This is a genomic window from Pseudomonas sp. BS3767 (assembly GCF_900099665.1).
Classification (GTDB): Bacteria; Pseudomonadota; Gammaproteobacteria; order Pseudomonadales; family Pseudomonadaceae; genus Aquipseudomonas; species Aquipseudomonas cerasi.
Map to the genome: position 1 here is coordinate 56257 of NZ_FNCX01000002.1, position 19915 is coordinate 76171.

The 19915-nt window shown below is 52.9% G+C and carries 18 protein-coding genes and 1 pseudogene; 9 read left to right on the plus strand and 10 right to left on the minus strand.

Going from position 1 to position 19915, the window contains the following annotated elements; all coding sequences use genetic code 11:
- Window positions 1-11 precede the first annotated feature (11 nt).
- Complete coding sequence (locus tag BLR16_RS04750; RefSeq protein ID WP_129402457.1) at window positions 12-2210, minus strand: nSTAND3 domain-containing NTPase; 2199 nt, start codon at window positions 2208-2210, stop codon at window positions 12-14.
- A 192-nt stretch (window positions 2211-2402) separates the two neighbouring features.
- On the opposite strand from BLR16_RS04750, the pseudogene BLR16_RS28775 reads away from it, so the two are divergent.
- Window positions 2403-3011, plus strand: a pseudogene (locus BLR16_RS28775) (histidine phosphatase family protein); the annotation flags it as partial.
- A gap of 966 nt (window positions 3012-3977) precedes the next feature.
- On the opposite strand, the gene BLR16_RS04760 reads toward BLR16_RS28775, so the two are convergent.
- From BLR16_RS04760 to BLR16_RS04775, 5 genes are all read right to left on the minus strand, one after another.
- On the minus strand, window positions 3978-6233 hold the full coding sequence (locus BLR16_RS04760; RefSeq protein WP_074804666.1) for a hypothetical protein: 2256 nt from the start codon (window positions 6231-6233) through the stop codon (window positions 3978-3980).
- Window positions 6234-6288: 55 nt separating this feature from the next.
- Entirely contained in the window at window positions 6289-6456 is a 168-nt protein-coding gene (locus BLR16_RS28525; protein WP_164989076.1) for a hypothetical protein, read from the minus strand.
- A 585-nt stretch (window positions 6457-7041) separates the two neighbouring features.
- Entirely contained in the window at window positions 7042-7482 is a 441-nt protein-coding gene (locus BLR16_RS04765; RefSeq protein WP_074804669.1) for a ubiquitination-like system serine protease family protein, read from the minus strand.
- Window positions 7479-8666 (minus strand): ThiF family adenylyltransferase, encoded by a 1188-nt coding sequence (locus tag BLR16_RS04770; RefSeq protein ID WP_074804673.1) that lies wholly within the window; start codon window positions 8664-8666, stop codon window positions 7479-7481. The genes BLR16_RS04765 and BLR16_RS04770 overlap by 4 nt, the downstream gene beginning before the upstream one ends.
- Window positions 8641-9390: a multiubiquitin domain-containing protein gene (locus BLR16_RS04775; protein WP_074804676.1), complete on the minus strand. Its 750-nt coding sequence runs from the start codon at window positions 9388-9390 to the stop codon at window positions 8641-8643. Before BLR16_RS04775 ends, BLR16_RS04770 begins: the two co-directional genes overlap by 26 nt.
- Before the next feature lie 211 nt (window positions 9391-9601).
- Between BLR16_RS04775 and BLR16_RS04780 the strand changes: the two genes are divergently transcribed.
- From BLR16_RS04780 to BLR16_RS04790, 3 genes are all read left to right on the plus strand, one after another.
- On the plus strand, window positions 9602-9973 hold the full coding sequence (locus BLR16_RS04780) for a helix-turn-helix domain-containing protein (protein WP_010217754.1): 372 nt from the start codon (window positions 9602-9604) through the stop codon (window positions 9971-9973).
- A gap of 14 nt (window positions 9974-9987) precedes the next feature.
- Window positions 9988-10854, plus strand: coding sequence for an ImmA/IrrE family metallo-endopeptidase (locus BLR16_RS04785; RefSeq protein ID WP_092194134.1), 867 nt, complete (start codon window positions 9988-9990; stop codon window positions 10852-10854).
- 196 nt (window positions 10855-11050) lie between these two features.
- Window positions 11051-12229, plus strand: coding sequence for a hypothetical protein (locus BLR16_RS04790; protein WP_074804683.1), 1179 nt, complete (start codon window positions 11051-11053; stop codon window positions 12227-12229).
- A gap of 194 nt (window positions 12230-12423) precedes the next feature.
- Here BLR16_RS04790 and BLR16_RS04795 read toward each other — a convergent pair whose 3' ends face one another.
- Genes BLR16_RS04795 through BLR16_RS04805 form a run of 3 tightly spaced genes read right to left on the minus strand, consistent with a single transcriptional unit; the run spans window position 12424 to window position 14255 of the window.
- Window positions 12424-13017, minus strand: a complete 594-nt coding sequence (locus BLR16_RS04795; protein ID WP_074804686.1) for a DUF4326 domain-containing protein — start codon at window positions 13015-13017, stop codon at window positions 12424-12426.
- Window positions 13014-13457: a DUF488 domain-containing protein gene (locus BLR16_RS04800; protein ID WP_074804689.1), complete on the minus strand. Its 444-nt coding sequence runs from the start codon at window positions 13455-13457 to the stop codon at window positions 13014-13016. Before BLR16_RS04800 ends, BLR16_RS04795 begins: the two co-directional genes overlap by 4 nt.
- Window positions 13458-13466: 9 nt before the next feature.
- Complete coding sequence (locus tag BLR16_RS04805; protein WP_371123490.1) at window positions 13467-14255, minus strand: dual OB domain-containing protein; 789 nt, start codon at window positions 14253-14255, stop codon at window positions 13467-13469.
- Between the two features lie 304 nt (window positions 14256-14559).
- On the opposite strand from BLR16_RS04805, the gene BLR16_RS04810 reads away from it, so the two are divergent.
- The 5 genes from BLR16_RS04810 (at window position 14560) to BLR16_RS04830 (ending at window position 18891) form a co-directional block, all read left to right on the plus strand.
- Window positions 14560-15342: a phage Gp37/Gp68 family protein gene (locus tag BLR16_RS04810; RefSeq protein WP_074804694.1), complete on the plus strand. Its 783-nt coding sequence runs from the start codon at window positions 14560-14562 to the stop codon at window positions 15340-15342.
- 31 nt (window positions 15343-15373) lie between these two features.
- Window positions 15374-16603 carry a three-Cys-motif partner protein TcmP gene (locus tag BLR16_RS04815; RefSeq protein WP_074804697.1) on the plus strand — a complete coding sequence of 410 codons (1230 nt, stop codon included), beginning with the start codon at window positions 15374-15376 and terminating at the stop codon, window positions 16601-16603.
- Between the two features lie 251 nt (window positions 16604-16854).
- The gene (locus BLR16_RS04820) at window positions 16855-17331 is read left to right on the plus strand and encodes a hypothetical protein (RefSeq protein ID WP_074804700.1); all 477 of its coding nucleotides are present in this window, start codon (window positions 16855-16857) and stop codon (window positions 17329-17331) included.
- Window positions 17332-17408: 77 nt separating this feature from the next.
- Window positions 17409-17963 (plus strand): restriction endonuclease, encoded by a 555-nt coding sequence (locus BLR16_RS04825; RefSeq protein WP_074804703.1) that lies wholly within the window; start codon window positions 17409-17411, stop codon window positions 17961-17963.
- Between the two features lie 160 nt (window positions 17964-18123).
- Entirely contained in the window at window positions 18124-18891 is a 768-nt protein-coding gene (locus tag BLR16_RS04830) for an SIR2 family NAD-dependent protein deacylase (RefSeq protein ID WP_074804706.1), read from the plus strand.
- 485 nt (window positions 18892-19376) lie between these two features.
- Here the strand turns inward: BLR16_RS04830 and BLR16_RS04835 are convergent, their stop codons facing one another.
- Window positions 19377-19871: a hypothetical protein gene (locus tag BLR16_RS04835; RefSeq protein WP_074804709.1), complete on the minus strand. Its 495-nt coding sequence runs from the start codon at window positions 19869-19871 to the stop codon at window positions 19377-19379.
- Window positions 19872-19915 lie beyond the last annotated feature (44 nt).

Below are 19915 nucleotides of genomic sequence, written 5' to 3' on the forward strand. Positions count from 1 at the left end.
GTCTACCTGGTCTAGAGATCGACATCGTCGAAGATATTTCGACCTCCCCCTTGTGTAGAGGGCCGGATTAAATCGCTGCGTCCGACTGCAGGTTCTTCGCCCCGCTCCTGCGAGACCTCAATTATCCACTCGTCAACTCGACGTCTTTGGATATCGACCACATCCTCGATCCCTGGCCATTCCGGAAAGGCCGCACAAATCCCTTCTAGCTCATCAATGAAATCAGAAAAGTGGTAATCAGGATCGTTTTCATAGGAATACGACTCCTGCAGGGACTGGCGAACTCTGTCCAGGTCAGGCAACACATGCTTCTGCACATCGATATAAAAGTCCTCCCGCTCTTGGCTAGTGAAGAATTCATGCATCTCGTTATCGTAGATGTGGCCAAGCTCGTCATGATCGAAAACAAAGTCGCGGATCTTGGCTGAAATCGCTTCTCTCGCTGAATCAGGTAGAAGTCCTTGCCGTAGCAGGCGGAGAGCCAGATCAGAAGACCTCGTGAATAGGCTTATCGCGAAGTCACGAACCAAACTGGAGTTCAGTTTTCCATCGATTCTCGAATAGATGTCTAGGAACACGTCATTCGTCCTGCGCTGCAGAAAAGAATACAGCCTTCCCCGCCTTCTGCGCTCCAGGTCGCCCTCGCATGCAACGTATTCACAGCACCGGCTCGCGATTTCTGCGAACATGCTTGAAGGCAAAATCGTAGCGTTCTGAACGCCTGCGTCGCCGCATGTCACCAAGTCCATCAAACGTTCAATCGGAGTTCCGTCCACAAAAATCTGCAGGTGCTCTGGACTCTGGGCGAGTATCAACGCAAACGCATCCCCAATCGTAGGATGCTTGTATCGCCAGAAACGTCCATCAGCCGTATCTGCCACCTGAAGAAAACTACCCCGCAGGCTGTCCAGTGCTCGGATACACCCGGCTTGGCTCCCGCCCAGCCTTTCAATCGCCTGCATCTCTCCGTTAGAGAGACTCACCGGGCTTTCGATTGCTCCATGCTTCATGTAGAGAAGAGCAAGTGCAGCTTGGCTCTCGTCATCCATTCCTTGCATCGTCTCGACGAGCCATCGTTCCTGCTTCGCGACAAATTCGTCGATACTTTTCTGGTCAATCTTTAGCGCTTGGGTAAATTCGACGCTCCCCAAGCGCCGAGCAGTCTCGGGAGCGAACCGACCGTGCGCTGCCACTGCAGGAAGAAACTCCTTCAAGGTTGTCCGAACCCGCTGCGGTTGGTTTCCAAGCTTCACATGGTTGTAGAGGATTTCTGATTTTTCCTGGGGGGTCAGCTCTTTCACGTCGATGACCACCTGGCTCTCTTCCATCAGAGGAAATGCTGTTTTCTTGAGGTCACGCCGTGCGCTGTTGTAAATATAGTCACGGCTGGTCAGAACTATCCGATGCCCACCTCGGATCATGGTCGTGAGAGCGGGAAGAATCCGGTTCCACTCCATCACCAAGTCTGCTTCGTACTGCATCGCCCCGAAGGCATCATCAACCCAGATGAACTGCGATGCCTCCTCAGTATTCCAGTGATCTCTTATCTGCTCGGGCCTCTCCAGCTTCAAGACCAGGCTTCCCCATTTGTCCATTGCACACATGGCCATGAGTGAGGCAATCGTCGTCTTACCTGCTGCTGGCTCTCCAACCAGAAGAACAAAGCCATGCTGCTGGAGGGCTTGAAGCGCTTTGCGATAGGTGCCCGTCACCACGAGCTTTGAAAGGTCGGGAAGCTCTGTTAGGAGCGCCTTAGTCTGCTTGTACCGTCTCTCATCCAAGATCTGGCTAAGGTCGCCAAGACCATAGAGTCGGGGTACGTTCATGCGCAGGTTACTGTTCAGTTGGATCTTCTCGCAGATCCAGGTAGAGCCCAGCAACAGCACATGTTTTACACCTGCATCCTCAAATGCCAATCGGATTTTGAGATTGCTGTCTCCCGTCCAGCCTGCGTTTGTCATCAGAACATACACATCGCACTTTCCCTGGGCGACGAGTCGGCGCACCTTTTCCAGCTCGCCAGCGACATCAGACAGCGTGAGATTGTGATCACGGCGCGATGTGAACTTGCACTGGATGACAAATTCGCCTGCATACACTTCGTTTGGCTGAGGAGACCACGTTCCCTTGAACCCACCATCGCGGCCTCCGTCATTTCCTTCAAGGAACGTCTCGACTGTTTGACCCAAAACTGTTGAGGCTACTGCCATGCACAGTTGCTGAAAACTATGCCAACCTAAGAGATGAAGGTCGTATCTTGGGGGCGTCATGGGCATTCGATCCTTGCAGCAAAATCCAGGGTTAGGACAGAAAGCCATCATAGCGGAACTGTAATAATGCCGGGGCTGTGGTAGCAGAAACCGCACGTACTCACCTACGGGCGAATTGGAGGATATTTGTTTATGAGACAGGTCAGGCTGATCCGCCATGGAGAAAGCGCTGCCAACGCCGGCGAAGCCAGCCTGGATCACGCGACAATTCCTCTTACGCCGAAAGGGGTTGAGCAAGCGTACTTGGTGGCCTGCTCCTTTCGCACTGCTCCCGATCTGATCGTTACCTCTCCCTTCACTCGAGCTGCGTCAACAGCTATGGCCACGTTCACAAGGTTCATAGCCGTCCCGCTTGAGACTTGGCCTACTCAGGAGTTCACGTATCTCGAGCCAGGTAAGTGTGCGGATACGACAGTCGCCCTACGGCGTGAGTGGGTCGACGCGTACTGGTCGAGATCCGATCCTGCATTCAGGGATGGGCCGGGTGCAGAATCGTTTCTGGATTTCATATGCCGCGCTCAGTCCTTTTTGGATCTTATCGCGGAGCATCCCGCCCAGAATATCGCGGTGTTCTCGCACGGTCAGTTTATCAATGTGGTGGCATGGTTGATCGAGAGCAGGCCACAGCATATAGATGCGCGAGCTATGGCGAATTGGCGCGAGTATGAGATCACGAACCACGTCCTCAACTGCGGTGGCTACACGCTTATCAAACTCGTGGATGACGCTACTTGGCGAGTGAGCATCTCAGCACCTCAGGAATTGGTCGAGGCTTCCTCAGAAGCTCGCTGTCTGCTGCCTGATGATTCACCTATGCATGCTGAGAAGCGGTTGCAGGAAACGGTATCAACGCAATCATCAAATGGAAGTGTTGATGACCACCCTCCAGCCCAGCTCTCAGCAAGGGAGGTTTGCCAGGTATTGCGCGAGGTAACCTTCGGGCGACGCAGGATGACCAGGCTGGGTGAAGCATCATGGGATGAGATCTATGCCGGCCACTTCCACGTCGATATTGATGGTTGGTGGCTGTCTATCTATAACGACTGCGGTGAGCTCGACTATTGCGAGGAGTGCCGATGCCCGGATGGTAGACGCTGGTCATTTGATTCTGGCGACCGTTTCGGGACTGACCCAATCGCCCTGCTGTCGACTTGGGAGCACCGAACAATAGAAGGGATGCTGCACCAGCTTTAAATTGCTTTGGAAGTTAGTTGCGCGCCCTGCCGGGGGCCGGCTCTCGTGAGCCAAGCCGCTAAACCGCCGCGTCTTGGCCCTCCGGGCTTCCATCCGCGCGCTCCGGTTGCGATCAATACTGACAAGCGGAAGTCCGTAAAGATATCGATGAGAGCTGGATTAGAGCGGCAGTGGAATATTCCGACGGTGATGGAGCAGAGTCCTTCCTTGATACTGTCGCCCGAGCGCAGGCCTTCCTGGCTTGCTGAGAGTTCACCCTCCTTACCTTAACCCTGAGTGACGAAACCAGAAAGCCCGGCTTGGATGCGGTCTCAGAGACCACAAGCCTGCAGGAGGGTGACGGGCGGCCTGGGCATGACCGCGTGGCAGTGAGGCGGACAGTCTATTTAGTGGATTCGGCGATGCCCCAGGGATCGAGGACGGCAAATAACCGGTTGGTGTAAAGCGTACATATTACCGAGGTAAGAAGAGAACCCGACCGAAAGCATTCTCTACAGTCGGGCCATTCTGTTTTTAACCGACCCTAGCGGTGGGCTCTGCCGGATCGCTACTGTCTACCGAAGCCACCGGCTCTGCCGGTACTTGGCCTTTGGCGACAGGTGCGTCAGGGTAGAACGCCTCAAATTTGTCACGTGGGAAGAGAGACCTAATTTTATACAACGCGTTGGTGAGGAACTGCGTTTTCTCCGCATCGGCGTAGTCGCCGCTGTATCTGCCGGAAAAGAAGTTGATCTCCCAGTAGCCGCCCTTGGGCTTGATCTCGCCAGCGATTCGAGCAGCCTTCATACCAGTCATACTGGGATGCCCAAGCTCATCCGGTTTAGGAATATCTTCAGCAATGAACACCTCTCCATCTTTACCAATTGCCCAGATAAGCTGGCTTTTGGAGGCTGGGTTGTTGGCTACTTCATCCGCGACCTTTTGGTACGCCTTGTGAACCTGAACCAACGGAATCTGCTGCGGATCCCAGATTCGCTCTACAGTCGGGTTGGTACCCTCCCCATCTCGCGAAACCTCGTTGACCTTGATGTGGTTGGGTGCACGCAACGTGCCATACATATCGTTAAGGTGGCCTTCGTAATCCTCACGGCGCTGCTTGATGGCCCTGGTAAAGGCTGCGAAGAAGTGCTCATCATCCATCCCGGCGACCTGGCACTCCTGACCTTTGAAACCACCTAACATAGCATCTGCGTAAATGGGATCGTGGATGTAGATTCCCGAAACAGCGTTGCCCAATGGGATGTCCGTGGCGTCCAAGAACACACGAAAGGCACGCTCAGAATTCCAGAAGAAGTCGATTTGCCATTGCAAACGAGCCAAATTCCCTGTCAAGAAACTCAGCTTCTCCTTCCGCCAACGAATCATCCTCTCCTCATCGAGGGTGTATTTTCCTAGGACATCGCCGACCTTGCGCGGGGTGTAGTGCTCTCGAACCTCCTCCCGAGCCTGAGCAATTGATGCGAGCTTGATCTCATAGGAGACCTCGGGCACATCGAAACAAAACTCAGGACAGATCTCGTCTACCAGATAACCCAAGACTTGATCAGAGATGCGCTCAGCGGTGCCACGAGCGAATTTGAAATCAATCCGTGTCTTTTTATCTGCCGGGACGATTGAAATGTCAGGAACAATAATTTCGTGAGGAGGTATCCATGTAGTGGCATCCGGCTCCCGGATGGACATCGCTAATCCCCACCGATCCTTCAGCTCGTCCGGAGTGGACTCACCCAGGAACTCCTTAAGCATAACCATTTCGGCTCGAGCATACGGGCCAAGACGGTCGTCGTGTACGTACACCCACTTCTTATCTCTGTCCCGGAAGTCATACCCAAGAGCGGTGATTGCATGCCCTGCCTTGAGGTGCTCTCCAGCTGCGTCGGGTTTGGCACCGTAGACCTTACCCGTCAGAATGACAGGTAAGTCGCTATCGATGTGAGCCACAAGCGATTCTCGGAATGACTCTGGGGACGACTTTTCGAGACTGGTGTTGTGGTAACGAAGACCTTCCACGTCCAGTGTTCGCTGAATTTGCTTGTTAGTAAGCTCTTTATTCGGAAAACCGTTGCTTGAACCGTTCACAAAATTCAAAGCGGCTGTAGTGATCTCACTGCAGGACTTGATGTCCTTCACGCCCCGGCCAGGCAAGCTGTGAAGCGCCGTCCAAATAGCGGTAGTAGCACACGCAGCTACGACCTTGTCCTGCTCCTGGAAAGCAATCGAATCGATAGTGAGCTTGATGCCGAAGAGGTTAATATCATAACGCTTATCGATTTTTTTCTTGCCCACGCCGCGATCTCCGCTAACGCGGAGGCAGGTTTTCCCCACGAATGTCCTGGTTAGCGGCTTAATAACCATGAAGCCAAGGTAGTGCGACTGCAGTTGCTTGATGGTTTTTACAGCCTTTTTATCCTTGATGTCGGCCAGCGCTTCAGGTGCGTCACCAGCCAGCAGTGCATCCAGTTGCTTGTGAGTCAGATCGCAATTGAAGAAGTGGAGACGAGCGCACTTGTATCCGTCATTGCGGAACCGTCCCAGGTAAAAGCGGGAGTAGTCTTCAAGGAAATCTCGGTCGATGTACTCATGCTCGAGCAGAATGCTCCCTACCGTCTTCTTGCCCCTCTTAAGCTTGGGCATGAAGGATTTCAGGTAGTTATAGATGTACTTAATTTGAGGTTTTTCGAAGATGTCAGCGTGATCATAGCCGTATGGCTCATGAATCAGAGCTGCCAGCGTCGCTTCCTCGAAGCTGGTGATGAGATATGGAGTCATTGTGATCGCGCAAAAAAAAGCAGCCCATTAGGCTGCTTTAGAATGAAGAGATTTTTTAGAGGCTGCAGGTCTTGGCCAGCAGCGTCGCGGTGACTTCTTGGTTAGCGAATTCACGTGCCAGACGGGTGTTGGTCTTCGCCATGCGATCACGAGCCGCCTTAAGGCTGGCTTCATGAGAATCCTTCCGGTTACGGGCCTCTTCGATCATACGCTCCAGAGTCATAGCTCCATCCTCTAAGAATATTGGTTCCACGGTGCATCAACGAATCCAAATGCGCGACCACTGACTCAACTGGTTGGCAACGTGGTACCGACGCGCTTGCGGCGGCGGCGCGGATTATCGAATCCGCTCGCCAAGCTTCACAAGCAGTACCTGTCGTCAGCCGACAAGCGGCATCACGACTGTAGTTCAGACCGAGCCAAAGCTCCAAGGTTCACGAACCAGTATCCCCAGGATCCCCAGGATCCCCCAAACGGTAGCGCCGTCACAGCTTTGCTTCCCAACAAAAACCGTGACATTCCTCCCCTACTAGCCGGCGCTGCAAACGCCTAAACCTCCATCACAGAGGTGCCCTAGCAGGGCGAGAATCATTGGATGAACCGAGTATGGCATATGGCGATCATCCACTTAAAGTGTAATTTATGATTTTTTGCGTACCATTTTGGTGCAATAGAAGGGTCATTTCATCGAGGCATACCGGTGATGAAACGATAATTTAGGCGATGTGTACTGGGTACAAATGAGGTGGTGGAGGGCCTTTTCTCCTATTAGGCCCTCTTCCTTTACAGGACGCCCCTCGCCTGGGCGTCACAAGCCGAGCCAGCTCTTCAGCCTGCTGATCAGCGACGGTGCCTCGACTGGCTGCCCAGATGGCGCAGACCGAGTTGCGGGGTCGTCCACTGGCCTGAACGGTTGCCGCCGTGCTTTCGCTTCGGCATCGCGCTTGCGGCCCGCGTTGATCGCCTCTTGGGACATGTTTCCGGCCCACTCGATTCGGCCAGATCGCACCCAGTAATGCGAGCGACATTTGAACGTCCAGTTACCAATCGAAGGCTTGAGCGACACCGTTTCGCCATCGAAAGACATCTGCCAGTCGGTTGGCGAGAACGGTGTGATCACTTTGTTGCCGCAACCACAGGCACACAGGTGAGCTGCAGTTGCGAAATCCATTGCCAGGTACAGCTCACCGGGCTCCAGCTTCTGCGGGAAGCTCTCAACGAACTGTGGTGTGAGACTCTTGATGGTCATGGGCGCTCCTCGCTGTTGCCCATCTCGTTGAGGTTGGTAGAGTAGGTGAAGTGATCGGCCTGGACTTGGTCAACGTAAAACCCACAGAGCCGCTTCCAGGTGCCAACCGCTAGTACCGCGTTGAGGGCATTCAGGTCAGCGATCTGAATGTTCGAGCGATACGCATCCTCTGCAGAGTTCTCGGTGAGCGGCATGGTACGAGATGCGTGGTCGTGATGCTCTGGAGTGAGGGTCGTGACGCGGCACATCCCCCAGACTTGTTGTGTATCGCCAACGAGGTGCACCCCCATCCCGACATCAAGCAGCGAGGTTTTCGTACCACGCAGCGCCTTCACCACCAGATCACGGACTGTAGCGTTATCGACACTGAGGAACACGTAGTCAAAGGCGCCCAGTTCAGCGACATTGCCGCCAGTGATCATGCATGGGTAGGCAGTGATGTTGCGGTGCATCTCCCCATACTTCTCCTTGAGGTACTCAACCTTCTTCATCTCCCGCTGCAGGTCGGTGAAGGAGACAGCCCCGGGGTAGCGAAACGCGTTGTGCTGCTGGAGTACGTCGCCATCGAACAGATGGATCTCCGCAACGGGCGTCTTAGCGACCTGATCAAGGATATAGGCACCGGTACCGCCGAGTCCCACCACTGCTACTTTCAATCCCTTGAACTTCTCAGTCGGCGCTCCGATGCCAGCGCGTGCTGATGCCGTATCGGTGTAGGCGAAGACCGTTTCCTCTACATCCGAGCGGAACGGGGCAAAGGTCTGAGCAGTGACATCCTTATCAATGGCCTGAGCCTGGCCACTCAGAATCGAAACGTAGATCGAGACTTTTTCGTAGTAATCGGCATAGTTACCAGCCTTGGGTTTGGCCGAGAAGAAGTGGTTCACGACCAAATCCGACAACAGCTGATTGGTACCACTGCTGTTGATGATTTGCTCGAGGGCACACCCTTGCGAATCGCAAGGGCGGTCACCGATGAAGTGCGCCGTATGGTCGCTCGGACTGACCGCTACATCAGCGGTCAGATTTAGCGCCATGACCAGCACGCCTTTGCACACCTGGCGCTGAGTATTTACGTAGGGCACATCCCGAACCAAGAGATAACCGTCCTTGGTATCAAGGTTGTACCCTTCATTGCGCAAGCGCAGGAGGTGAGGACTACGACTTATCAGTTGGTGTGACATTGAAGTGCATCCCCTTCTTGATACGGACGTGCTGGCCATCGACCAGGTTGGTGGACGAGTTACCTTCGTGGCCCTTCGCAAAGGTAACGGTGAAGTGAGCGTTCGGATCTGGCACCGCCTGCGGGTACGCCAGCCGTACCACTTCCCAGTAGTTGAGGTCGCGCGAATGGACAATCACCGGTTGCGTGTTGACGAAGACCTTGATGTTGATCTCTACCGCAGCGAATTTCTCGACACCAGGGCGCCCCAGATCAAAGAGGTCGCGGTCTTCGATCAGCTCATCGTCATCGCCTGGGATGACCAGGAAGATGTCGTATTTCTGAGCATCCACACCTGCCAGTTTCTTCAGAGTGCGACCAGAGATGCGTTGAGCCCCCCAGTCCTTCGCCTGCCCATCGATGAAGAAGCGGAAGGTGCGGTCGCTTTTGAATGCCAGGAACTTCTCGATGCCCGCCTGGCGCAGGTCTGTGGTCTCACTAGGGCTGAGCAGCTCCAAGTGGCCGTTGGTGAGAAGCTGGAACAGCAGGTACTCGTCCACCGGGCGGAGTTCAGCAGCCTCCAATACCTGCTGCCCGGTCGGAACAGGATCAGCGATCACCAGTGGCCGGTACTCCAGCGCATCGTTGCCGAGCTGGATTTTGTACGGGCCGTGATCGCGCACCTCGCGGCCCGCCAAGACGGCGGCTGCCACGTCCTCAACCTCAAAATCGTTCAATTGACTCATGGGTGAACCCTCGCATCTGAACCAAATGATCTGTTGTCCGCACAGACAACACCACCGCCCTTAAAAACGACCCAAGGGTCGTTGTCCAGCCAGACAACAGTGGACTTCAAAAAAAAGCCGCTTATCATGGATCATGAATCGCGAGCTGTTGTCTGGCTAGGCAACAGACTACTCCCGCCCATTTGGGCAATGCAAGAGGTTGGAGAAAAAAATGGATTTGGCCGGGTTCATCGCTACCATGCGTGAACGGAAAGAGCTGAGCTTTCGTGACCTGGAGAGACGTGCAGGCGACTTGGATCACGCATACATTTGGAGACTGGAGAAGGGAGATCGAGCGGCACCCTCTGAGGAAGTCGTCGACCGCCTGAGTCAAGCGCTCGAGCTGGATGAGCGCGAAGTGGAGGTGTTCAAGCTGCTGGCCAAGTCGGTCACGGTTGAGGACTCCCTATACCGTCTGATGGTCTCGAGGGTGGACATCCCATGGCTGGATTTTGAAGACGTGGCAACAATGAGCTTCAGAGGTGAGCGTCCCAATACCGAGGATGCCTGGCTCAAGCGGATCCAACTCATCCAGCAAATGTAACGACGAGGGCTTTCATGGACGAAAACGTTGTCATCTCACGAGCTAGAAAACTACTGAAAGACGCCGGCATCAACACAGTACCCGTTGATGTCGAGGCACTTGCTCTCCACTTGGGCTTCAAGGTCTCACGGGTGGAGCTTGAGGTGGGTGAAGCAGGTAACACTTTCGAGAGGCGTGGACAGAAGCACATCTGCGTCAACGAAAAGGACAGCCCGGTTCGACAGCGTTTCACGATCCTTCATGAGATCGCACACCATGTCCTTGAGCTCCCGTCCAAACACGGCGATAAGGTGCCCAGTGATGAGCTAGAGCGCTTCACAGGGCGTCATCCGGAAGAGGTTTCGTGTGACCTCTTCGCTTCCGAGTGCCTGGTTCCCTGGGCAATGATCCAGCCATTTACAGAGGAGCGAGACTTTTCCTTGGAGAGCCTTGCCTATCTGGCTGATCACTTCCAAGCCTCCCGCTCCTGCATCGCATCCAAGTTCGCACAGGCCTCTGAAGGCCATCTGGCTTTCGTTGTCGCCGAAGATGGCGTGGTCAAATATTCGATTGGCTCGAAGGCCCTGCGAGATGCCAGGGTGTGGATCACTAAGGGGATCCCCCTCCCCCAGAACTCTGCAGCAGCCAAGGCGTACAAGGCAGGCATCAGCGGCCTTCATGAGGCAGATATCGAAGGGATTGATTGGAGCACCAGTGATGATGCCCGGCGCTTCGCCTGCTACGAACAAGCTACCTACCACGCTCCTACCAGGCAGACTCAGTCAATCCTAACCTTTGACGAGATGGATCCTCGCCCTGTGTCGAATAGCTATCGTGCGAGAAATGATGACGATGATCTTCTGGAAGAACTGGATGGACGGCCTGGGTGGTCGAAATATTGATAGTGTTCCATTTTTATCGGGAAGACATTTAGCAGCCGGCCTAAAATTCTGTATCTCAACGAAGTTAAAGACTGCACATAGAGACTTTTACGATATGTGCTTGCCACAACTAAAAGCCGAGCCGTTTCGGCTATAGCGGCAAGACTTCTGAAGCTATCACCATACGCCACCACACATCCTCTAAGGAAGATAAATAATGCCCCGACGCAAACGAATTAGTGACGAGGACTGTGAATTACACCTCCGAGATAAGTGGAGAGCAATCTTAAGCCTAAGGCTTGCCGCACTTATTCAAACACACGAAAAGGTAACACTACATCTAATAGAAGAAGCAATTGACAGACTAGCTAGCATTTATCGCCTATTCGGAGAGCACAAAGACCCGCACTTCAACAAAGAAATTATGAGCAACTCTGCAAGTTATGACCAGAGAATGTCCGAGATACTATTCTATTATCATTTACGGCGCGGCGGGTTTACCGATCTGGAGAGCAACAAAAAGGGGCCTGACTTTTTCTGCAAAAAGAACAACCGAGAGTATTATTTCGAAGTCGTAACACCAACACCCAACCCAAATCATCTTGACTGGATACAAGATGGAATCAAAAGTAGCGAAAACGCGCCACAAATGTATGTAGAGCGCAGACGTCACATTGCCAAAACCATAGGCAGAAAAGTTAATGATTATCTGGAGTACATCGAAGACGGTACCATACCATCAGACGCAACCTACGTCATAGTAATGAATGACACCTTTCTTCACCCATACAATGAGCCTTGGTTCGGAGCAAACTTGAGCCAGCCCCTTGCATATGGTCATGCAGCAGTCCCTGTGATAGCTAACGTAACACTTGGCGCCATGGATATCAGGTTTAATGAGCTGAACGGAACTTACTTACACCGAGAAGAGGGAGCGATTTACACGAAAGAATCAAAATATATATCCTCCAGCGGAATCAGCATCAATGGCAATCGAGGCAACCAGCCTGACATTACAATAATGAGGGGAAGCGAAACCCCAAAATCCATCGAAAAAACACTAGACATAGCGCTACTGGATACTCAGAAAGTGAGCGGCTTTTATCAACTCACACTTAGAGAAGACCTAGTATTCCTGGATAGAGTATCAGCACACATAGGGCAAAACATATCTAATCCGTCATCAGCGCTCGCCGTTAGGAAAGAGAACTCAGAAAACATCATAGAAGACATCCCCCACTTCTATTTATATCGCGATGACCTACCATTCACTTCGGTGTCCGACCCGTTCTTGATCTTAGGCTTGAGAGGAAGCGACATGTTTAGCAAAGGACTAAAAAGCAACTTAGATTTCATACACGAAAATCTTTACAAAAAAACCCTTAATAGTGCATAAATTTTCTTGAAAGCTTAACTAGCCCTGCCGCAAGCGCGACAGCCGCAGGGCCATACTCTGACTGCCAGCCAATATCAAAACACCTAATAATTAACAACCTGCTTTTGATACGCGACCGAGGAAAAATTATATCGTCTAGATTGTAGCCAAAATCACATACGCTAATTACAACGCCACATCGACTTCAATATGCGTTAAAGGCCATCATCTTGAGCATTAAGGTGCGCCGCCAAGACATCCCCGTGGCATGCAGCAGGCTTGCAATGGCAAGCGATGACCTTACCCCTGATGATGCCTAGGTTGTGCTCAAGGTTTTCAGATGCCTTGAGGAAGCCACGACCGAAGTCGTAGGCGAACTTGCGGATGACCTCATCGCGATCACCGTCCTGGCCCATCTGATATGGATTTCCCCAGATAGTGCCTCGACCGATGTAGACGTCGTAGAGGTCTCCCCGATCCTTGTTCACCACCAAGGTGAGCTGCAGCGGGACTACCCGGGTTGGTATGGCAGCTAGGCCCAAAGCGTCTCTCAAACCGGCAAAGCACTCGCGATCCTCAAAGAGAATCGCGTGCGTTGCTTTTTCGACGGCGCCGGCCTGGTCTTCCACTAGCTCGAACGGTATGCCCTGCTCTTCCGCATAGGCGCTCACGTAGCCATTGGGATCGACCATGGCCAGGAGCTGAACCTCGGCAGATTGGCTGGTGTAGAACTGAACCTTCCTCTGCAGCTTCGAGTAGCAGAGGAATTCCTTCGGGTAGGCGATCAGGATGGTCTTGGTATCACTCATACGAGATGCTTGACGTCGATAGACTCATCGCTCCAGTGCTCTTTAAGATACTCAGTCACGAGCCGGCGATGGCACTGATGAGGCTGGTGCTCACTGCAGAGGAGGCAACCCCCTTCCATTAGGTCTCGGCGCACGTGCTTTTCGATGTTGCGCTTCGCCATCAGGCTCAAGAATTTCTCCTCGTATTGCTGCCAGGTGATGTCCTTCTTCTGGTAAGGCGAGAGAATCTCCTTGGTAGGAGCCAGGTCAGGTAGGTGCACGTAGTCGACGTCGCAGATCTCCTTCAAGAAATACTTCAAGTCGTCACGCTTGGCGAAGCCGGAAAGCTGCGAGATGTTATTGAGCCGAACGTCCACGACACGCTTGGCGCCTGAAAGCTTGATCAGAGAGAAGAAGCGCTCAGCCTTCTTTTCGGTGAAGCCGATAGTCAGTATTTTCATGGGCATCCGTCAGAGAATGGCTGCGACAAGCTTGTAGGCGTAACCCGTGTGGGGATCGATATCACCTAAGCTAACTGTAAAATAGTTGATTCCTTCTGGATGATGAATACCAGTCCCAAGACCTAAGAAATACTGCTCAGCAGGTTCGTCAGTGATACTGAAAGCGTACTGGATTTGATTGTATATGAAGAAAGCACGGGCCTTGAGCCTGTGGTTACCCCACTGAGCGCTTTCCGCTGAAACCCTAACAGAAACCCTTTCTGGCCGAATCAGGTACAGCGACTCCCGCCGTAGGTTCAAGGACTCTGGGGGAACCCGATCATTTACGCCACAACGACTGTGATGGCCCGACTCCCAAAGCCTTAGGGGATGATCTTCAAGGTCGGCGATCTGAGCCAGACTCAATTGACCTTGCGAAATCCACAAAGGTGGGTGGACGATAATATGGTTTTCATTCTGGTAGGGATGATTCTGCAAACCCGAAAAGGTCACTGCGGCCAGATCCCTCACCTGTGCAGTTTGGCCATTGGCGTACGTGCGTTCCACGTCCGAAATCGAGTCATGCTCTCGGTTGCTTACGGGGCGAATCCACACTCCTTGGTTCTCTCCCCCCCATAGCTTGCCGGCTATACAACGGCCATAAGGCTTCTTGGAACTGGCCAAGCATACGAACTGATGCGAGTACGGCATTCTGTGACTCCCTCCATGGTAGCGATGCGCCACACCCATCCTGCACGCATCCCGCGCCCTTATCAATATCTTGGGGGCGCCGTTAGAACCTATACCGTAACCACGCATTTCTGGGGCCGGGGTATAAGGAAGCCCGACCGATTGTTAGGCTGCTTCAGCAGACCATCCCTACCTTTTTAGCTCTTCCCTCTATTTCCTATGCGCCATTGGGCGGGAAGCATCGGCCTCTGAGGGCCAAATCGAGAAAATGACAGTAAACTGTACATGCGTACAGCTCTCGACAGAAAGAGTCCCGATCACCGCCTCATATCTGCCCTAATGGCAAGTAATTCATTATGATGGCCATCGAATTCGGCTCTCTCGGTCAGAAATGCGCCAATTAGGAACGCAAACGAGGGGGCTAGGAAAGGATATGGCAGAGACACAGATTGAGTGGACAGACTCTACCTGGAATCCGGTAGCAGGCTGCTCCATCATTAGTGCCGGGTGCAAAAACTGCTATGCCATGGAAATGGCACGTCGGCTTGAAGCCATGGGCACTCCAAAATACATGGGCTTAACCCGTAAAAAGAACAAGCGCGTAATCTGGAACGGCACCATCGTCGAAGACCATGACGCCTTGGCGATCCCGTATCGCTGGAAAAAACCTCGCAAGGTTTTTGTGAACTCAATGAGCGATCTCTTCCATGAGAAGGTCAGTGACGAGTTCATCGTTGCCGTGTGGAAGGTGATGCGAGAAACCCCGCATCACAACTATCAAATTCTGACCAAACGCCCAGAGCGGATGAAGCAGATTCTCAATGAAGTCATCATTGAGGTACTGCCGAATGTGTGGCTGGGCACCTCCGTGGAAGATCGTGATGCTGCTGGACGAATTCAGTTTTTGAAAGACACACCCGCCCAGATCAGGTTCATCTCCTTTGAGCCATTGATCGGCCCCGTGGGCAGCATTGATCTCTCGCAGATTGACTGGGCGATTGTCGGCGGCGAGAGCGGGAATAAAGCGCGACCGGTGAAAGAAGGGTGGATTGATGAGATCTACACACAATGCCTAGAAAGTGGCACGGCGTTTTTCTTTAAACAATGGGGGACGTGGGGTAAAGATAATGTCCGCCGTTCGAAAAAAGCTAACGGTCGCGAATACCGTGGCAAAACCTGGGATGAGATGCCTGTAAAGCTGGTGGGCATGGCCTAGTTGAAATACCGTAGCCTGACAAGGAATATCCATGGCTAAGAAGAAGTATGATTGGGAAGAAGGTGCAGTTCTTGAAGAGCACTCAAGGAAGAAGCATCAAATACTTCGCGATTATTTTTATCAGTACGTGATCACACGGTGCAAGCACCCGCAGGTCAGAAAATTTCGCCTGGCTGTAGTAGACGGCTTCAGTGGCGCAGGCCGATATCAATGCGGCACTGCCGGTTCACCCATAATTTTTGTGGAAGAGCTGAATCGAGCGTTAACTGACATCAACACCTACAGGGCAGTTAACAATCTACCCCTTGTGGATATCGAGTGTAGCCTTTTCCTGAATGATGCCGAGCGGATGGCAATCGGCATTCTGGAAGGAGTCTTGAATCCAATTATCCTCCACCATAGCATCTCGAATAGCCGGCTTAAAATCCAAACCCGCTACTCGACCGAGCTGTTCGAACATGCTTATCCAAGAATCAAAGCTCAGATCAAATCAGAGAAATACCCGAACATAATCTTCAACCTAGATCAATGTGGGCACAGTCATGTTGACACTGCGACCTTGATCGACATGATGAATCTGAATGAATCGGTGGAGGTTTTCTACACCTTCGTCATCTCTTCTCTACTGGCCTTTTTGAAGCAGCACGATCCAAAAACGCTGTCGAACCAATTGGCATACTTGCAGCTGAGCAGCCGGGACTTCGAGATTCTTGAAGAGAAGCAATCGAAGACAACATGGCTCGGGGTGGCGGAAAACATCGTCTTCGAAAACTTCAAGAAATGTGCAAAATTTGTCAGCCCTTTTTCAATCAACAACCCTAGTGGTTGGCGATATTGGCTGATACACCTCGCCAATTCGTATCGTGCTCGCCAGGTTTACAATGACCGTCTGCACCAAAATAGCGAGACTCAGGCTCATTTCGGCAGATCTGGCCTTGGCATGCTCGCGCATGACCCTAGCGAAGGTAAGACGCTTTACCTCTTCAATGAGTCGGCGAGAGATCAAGCAAAAGACCAGCTTAAGGAGGACATTCCAAAATTCCTCCACGACTCGGTACCCGCATTATCCGTGAAGGATTTTTTCGAAAGGATTTATAACAATACTCCAGCCCATAGCGATGATATCAATACTGCGCTACTAGGTAGCAACGAGATCGAGATTCACACCGCTACCGGTGGAACAAGACGCAAGGCTAGCCAAATCCATACTTCAGACATCATCGCCTTCAAGAAGCAACGAAGCTTCTTCTTTACCAAATGAAGTCAAGTCGGACATGGAACAGCCTAATGAGGTCGACGACCACCGAGTCGTCCGTCACATCACCTACCAAATCCAACGGAAACGTCTATCCACATAAGATGGCCCTGCCGGCCCCTGTAACAGCTTGATCGTCTACCCTCACCACATTTCTACACTTCACATCGCCCAAGAGCACTTAAAAGATCCTGATGGATTAGGCTGATTGATCTTGTAGCTTGAATATCGGCCTGGTACTAACGAGCGTAGCCCTCATGACTCAGCCGCTTTTCGACTTTGACCTCAAATGCGTCTCACACCAGCACTACATAACAGGGAAAGCCGCCATCAACTTCCCCCATCCTGGTAGCACCACGGGTGGATGGCATTTCCTTTCATATTTTGATCGGGAATCCGGCGTGGCCAAGGTGTCATTGGCAGGCATTCATTATCCTGACACGACGGGCTACTTTGGCGACCTGGGCATCACAGACGTGACTGATCGGTTGGCTGACCTTGGCTGGTCTGTGGAGGGCCAACGTCTGTTCATGGCGGATCACTACAGAGCCGCAGCAGACATGATCGTGAAGTGGCTACTGAGCGACTCCAAACACTGTAGCGTCGAGGTTGCTGAATGGTTTCTCTCCCCCGCTGACAGACAAAAGCTCCTTAGGCTTTTAGAGTTGGCAAAGCCAAAGCTTCTCGCGGTGGGCAGGCTTGAAAAAATGGAAGCATGGCTCAGCTCGCAGTAACCTCACCACAGCAGTTGGCGCATGAACCCGCCGCTAGCCCAAAGCTGGACATGCACTCTCTCAGTTAAGGACGACAAATGTTTCCACCTATGGCGAACCCCAATCTCGAAATCTCAGCTGCCGAATTTGAGCGGTTGGTCAGAGAGTGGATCCTCAAGCAGGGTGGTGAACTGACATCGCTGGAGGTGAAGCACGACGTAAGGATCGAAGCCTACGACTCAACCTACCAGATCGACGTGCTGGCGAAATTCCAAGCCTTTGCAGGGGCCGAATTTATCGTGCTGATTGAGTGCAAAAAATACCGAAGCGCAGTCGAGCGAGAGCTCGTTCAGGTACTGCACGACAAGGTGAGATCCGTCGGTGCTCATAAAGGCATGCTCTTCACCACGACTGGTTTTCAATCCGGCGCGATAAAATACGCCAAAGCGCACGGCATAGCGTTGGTGTCGATAATTGAAGGCGCTGCTACATACGAAACTCGCTCCGCTTTTCCAGTCGCGGCGCAGCCTCCGGCCTGGCTCAACCTGCCGAAATTTGCACTCTGGCACGTTGGGGAGAATGACGCCGGAAGCATCTCGATGAAGTCGTTGGGCCGTGCTAGTACAGAGATAAGCGACATGTTGGGCAACTAGGCCTGCCTCGCCGCATAGCTGTCAGGATTCACGACATGCGGATGCTACGGCTCACGGGACGGTTGACAGGCGCCACGGCCTCCAAGCCGGTCACCAACTGATTGATAATGCATTGCCATAATGTCGGGACATCAACTGAAATCCGGCCCAAGGAATGCTCATGACTGTAGGTACCCTGGTTCAGCAACTGAGGATGGCTCAGCACGTCGTTGTTTTCACAGGGGCGGGTGCATCAGCCGAAAGCGGCATCTCAACATTCAGGGATGCGCTGACTGGGCTCTGGGAGCGATTTGATGCAGCTCAACTGGCCACCAGTGAAGCATTCAGAGCCGACCCAGCGCTGTGTTGGGGATGGTATGAATGGCGCCGCCAGAAGGTTGTCCAAGCGCAGCCCAACGGTGCTCATGTTGCTATCGCCGAACTCGCCAGCTATGTGCCCAAGCTCACTGTCGTCACTCAAAATGTCGATAACCTGCATGAGCGGGCTGGCAGCCAGGATGTGATTCATCTACATGGAAGCCTGCACTCGCCTAGGTGTATCGATTGCGGGCTGGCGTATACGAGGCCCCTCCCGTCTGACGATCTCCCTGACGGTGGAATTCGGATTGAGCCACCGCGATGCAGTTCCTGTCGCGGGTATGTTCGCCCTGGAGTCGTTTGGTTTGGCGAGATGCTGCCTGAGCATGCTTGGAGTGCGGGCCTAGCTGCTGCAGAGGAATGCGATGTGTTCCTCTCCATTGGTACGTCCGGGATTGTTTACCCAGCTGCGGAGCTACCACTACGCGCGTTGGGTCATGGGGCGGCTGTCGTCCACATCAACCCAGTGCGCTTCGACGTCAGCAGTCAGGAGCACTTTCTCCAGGGCCCTGCTTCGGTGATGATGCAGAGCCTAATTCGCGAAGCCTTTAGCGCTTTTCCAGCCTTATAACTTGACGCCGATCCACGGCATACCCGCTTTGGGCTTGCCCCCTGTCGGGTTGCGGCTGTAGTGAACCACACCCTGCCTGCGCCGGGTTTTGACCCTCCAGGCGCCATCCTCACGCCTTTAGCCCTTCGGGCCAGCGCGCTCCGCTTACGCTATAAGCTTATCAACCAGGGAATCAGGAGCTGCATGGTTAATCAGTCCGAATCAAAAAAGCCCCCTCGTCCTTAAGATCTAGCCACTCTGCCAAGCAGATCGAATTTCACGAAAACCGACGACTGCCAGAGAGGCACTGGTCTTCCGATCCAAACCAGCCGAGGCGCTTGGCCGAGGAAGCGCCCCTCTTGATTCCCACCAACGCGATACTCGTTACCGGCGCTTATGTCGCTCCTGCTGACTCAGTGGCGGCTCCTTATCGCGTCGTTGGTACTCTGTAGTTGGTGGCGGGGTTGGTATTTTCTGCTCGCTGCTTTGTGGTTTTTTGTCATCGGTCATGCGATCAACTCCCTAATGATTGTGAGGACGGCGAGTAGAGCAAATGCGCCCGCTCCGATAGTAATTTCCTGGTAGGCCAATTCCAGCGGTTTCGACTTTTCGTCTATAGACGTCTTGAGGATCTCGAGGGTGTCGACATAGCAGTTATAGATGTGTGCTTTTTGCGCCTCGTCATCCACAGCCTTCAAATATTCTGCCGTTTCCCGACTAGAGGGCAGACTTGGGTAGGCCTTGATACTGAGCGCACTGAGAGCGTGTCCCCAAGCACAGCCTATAGCGAGTGCTGCCACGGCAAATGCTAAGAATGCACACACGGCCAGCGGGGTTTGGATCTGGAAAAGAATCCCATTCTTCAAAGCTGCTAAGGCGCTGAGCCCAGCGACCAAAACTGACACTGCGGTAAAAAACTTAGCACTTTTGTTCTCTACCTGATCGAAGCGACCTTGCTCTTCTTTGAATCTGTCTTTCAGGTACGAAATCGTTTCATCCATCGAATCGCTCACCCCATGCTAGGCGGCCCATAGGCGCAATCGCC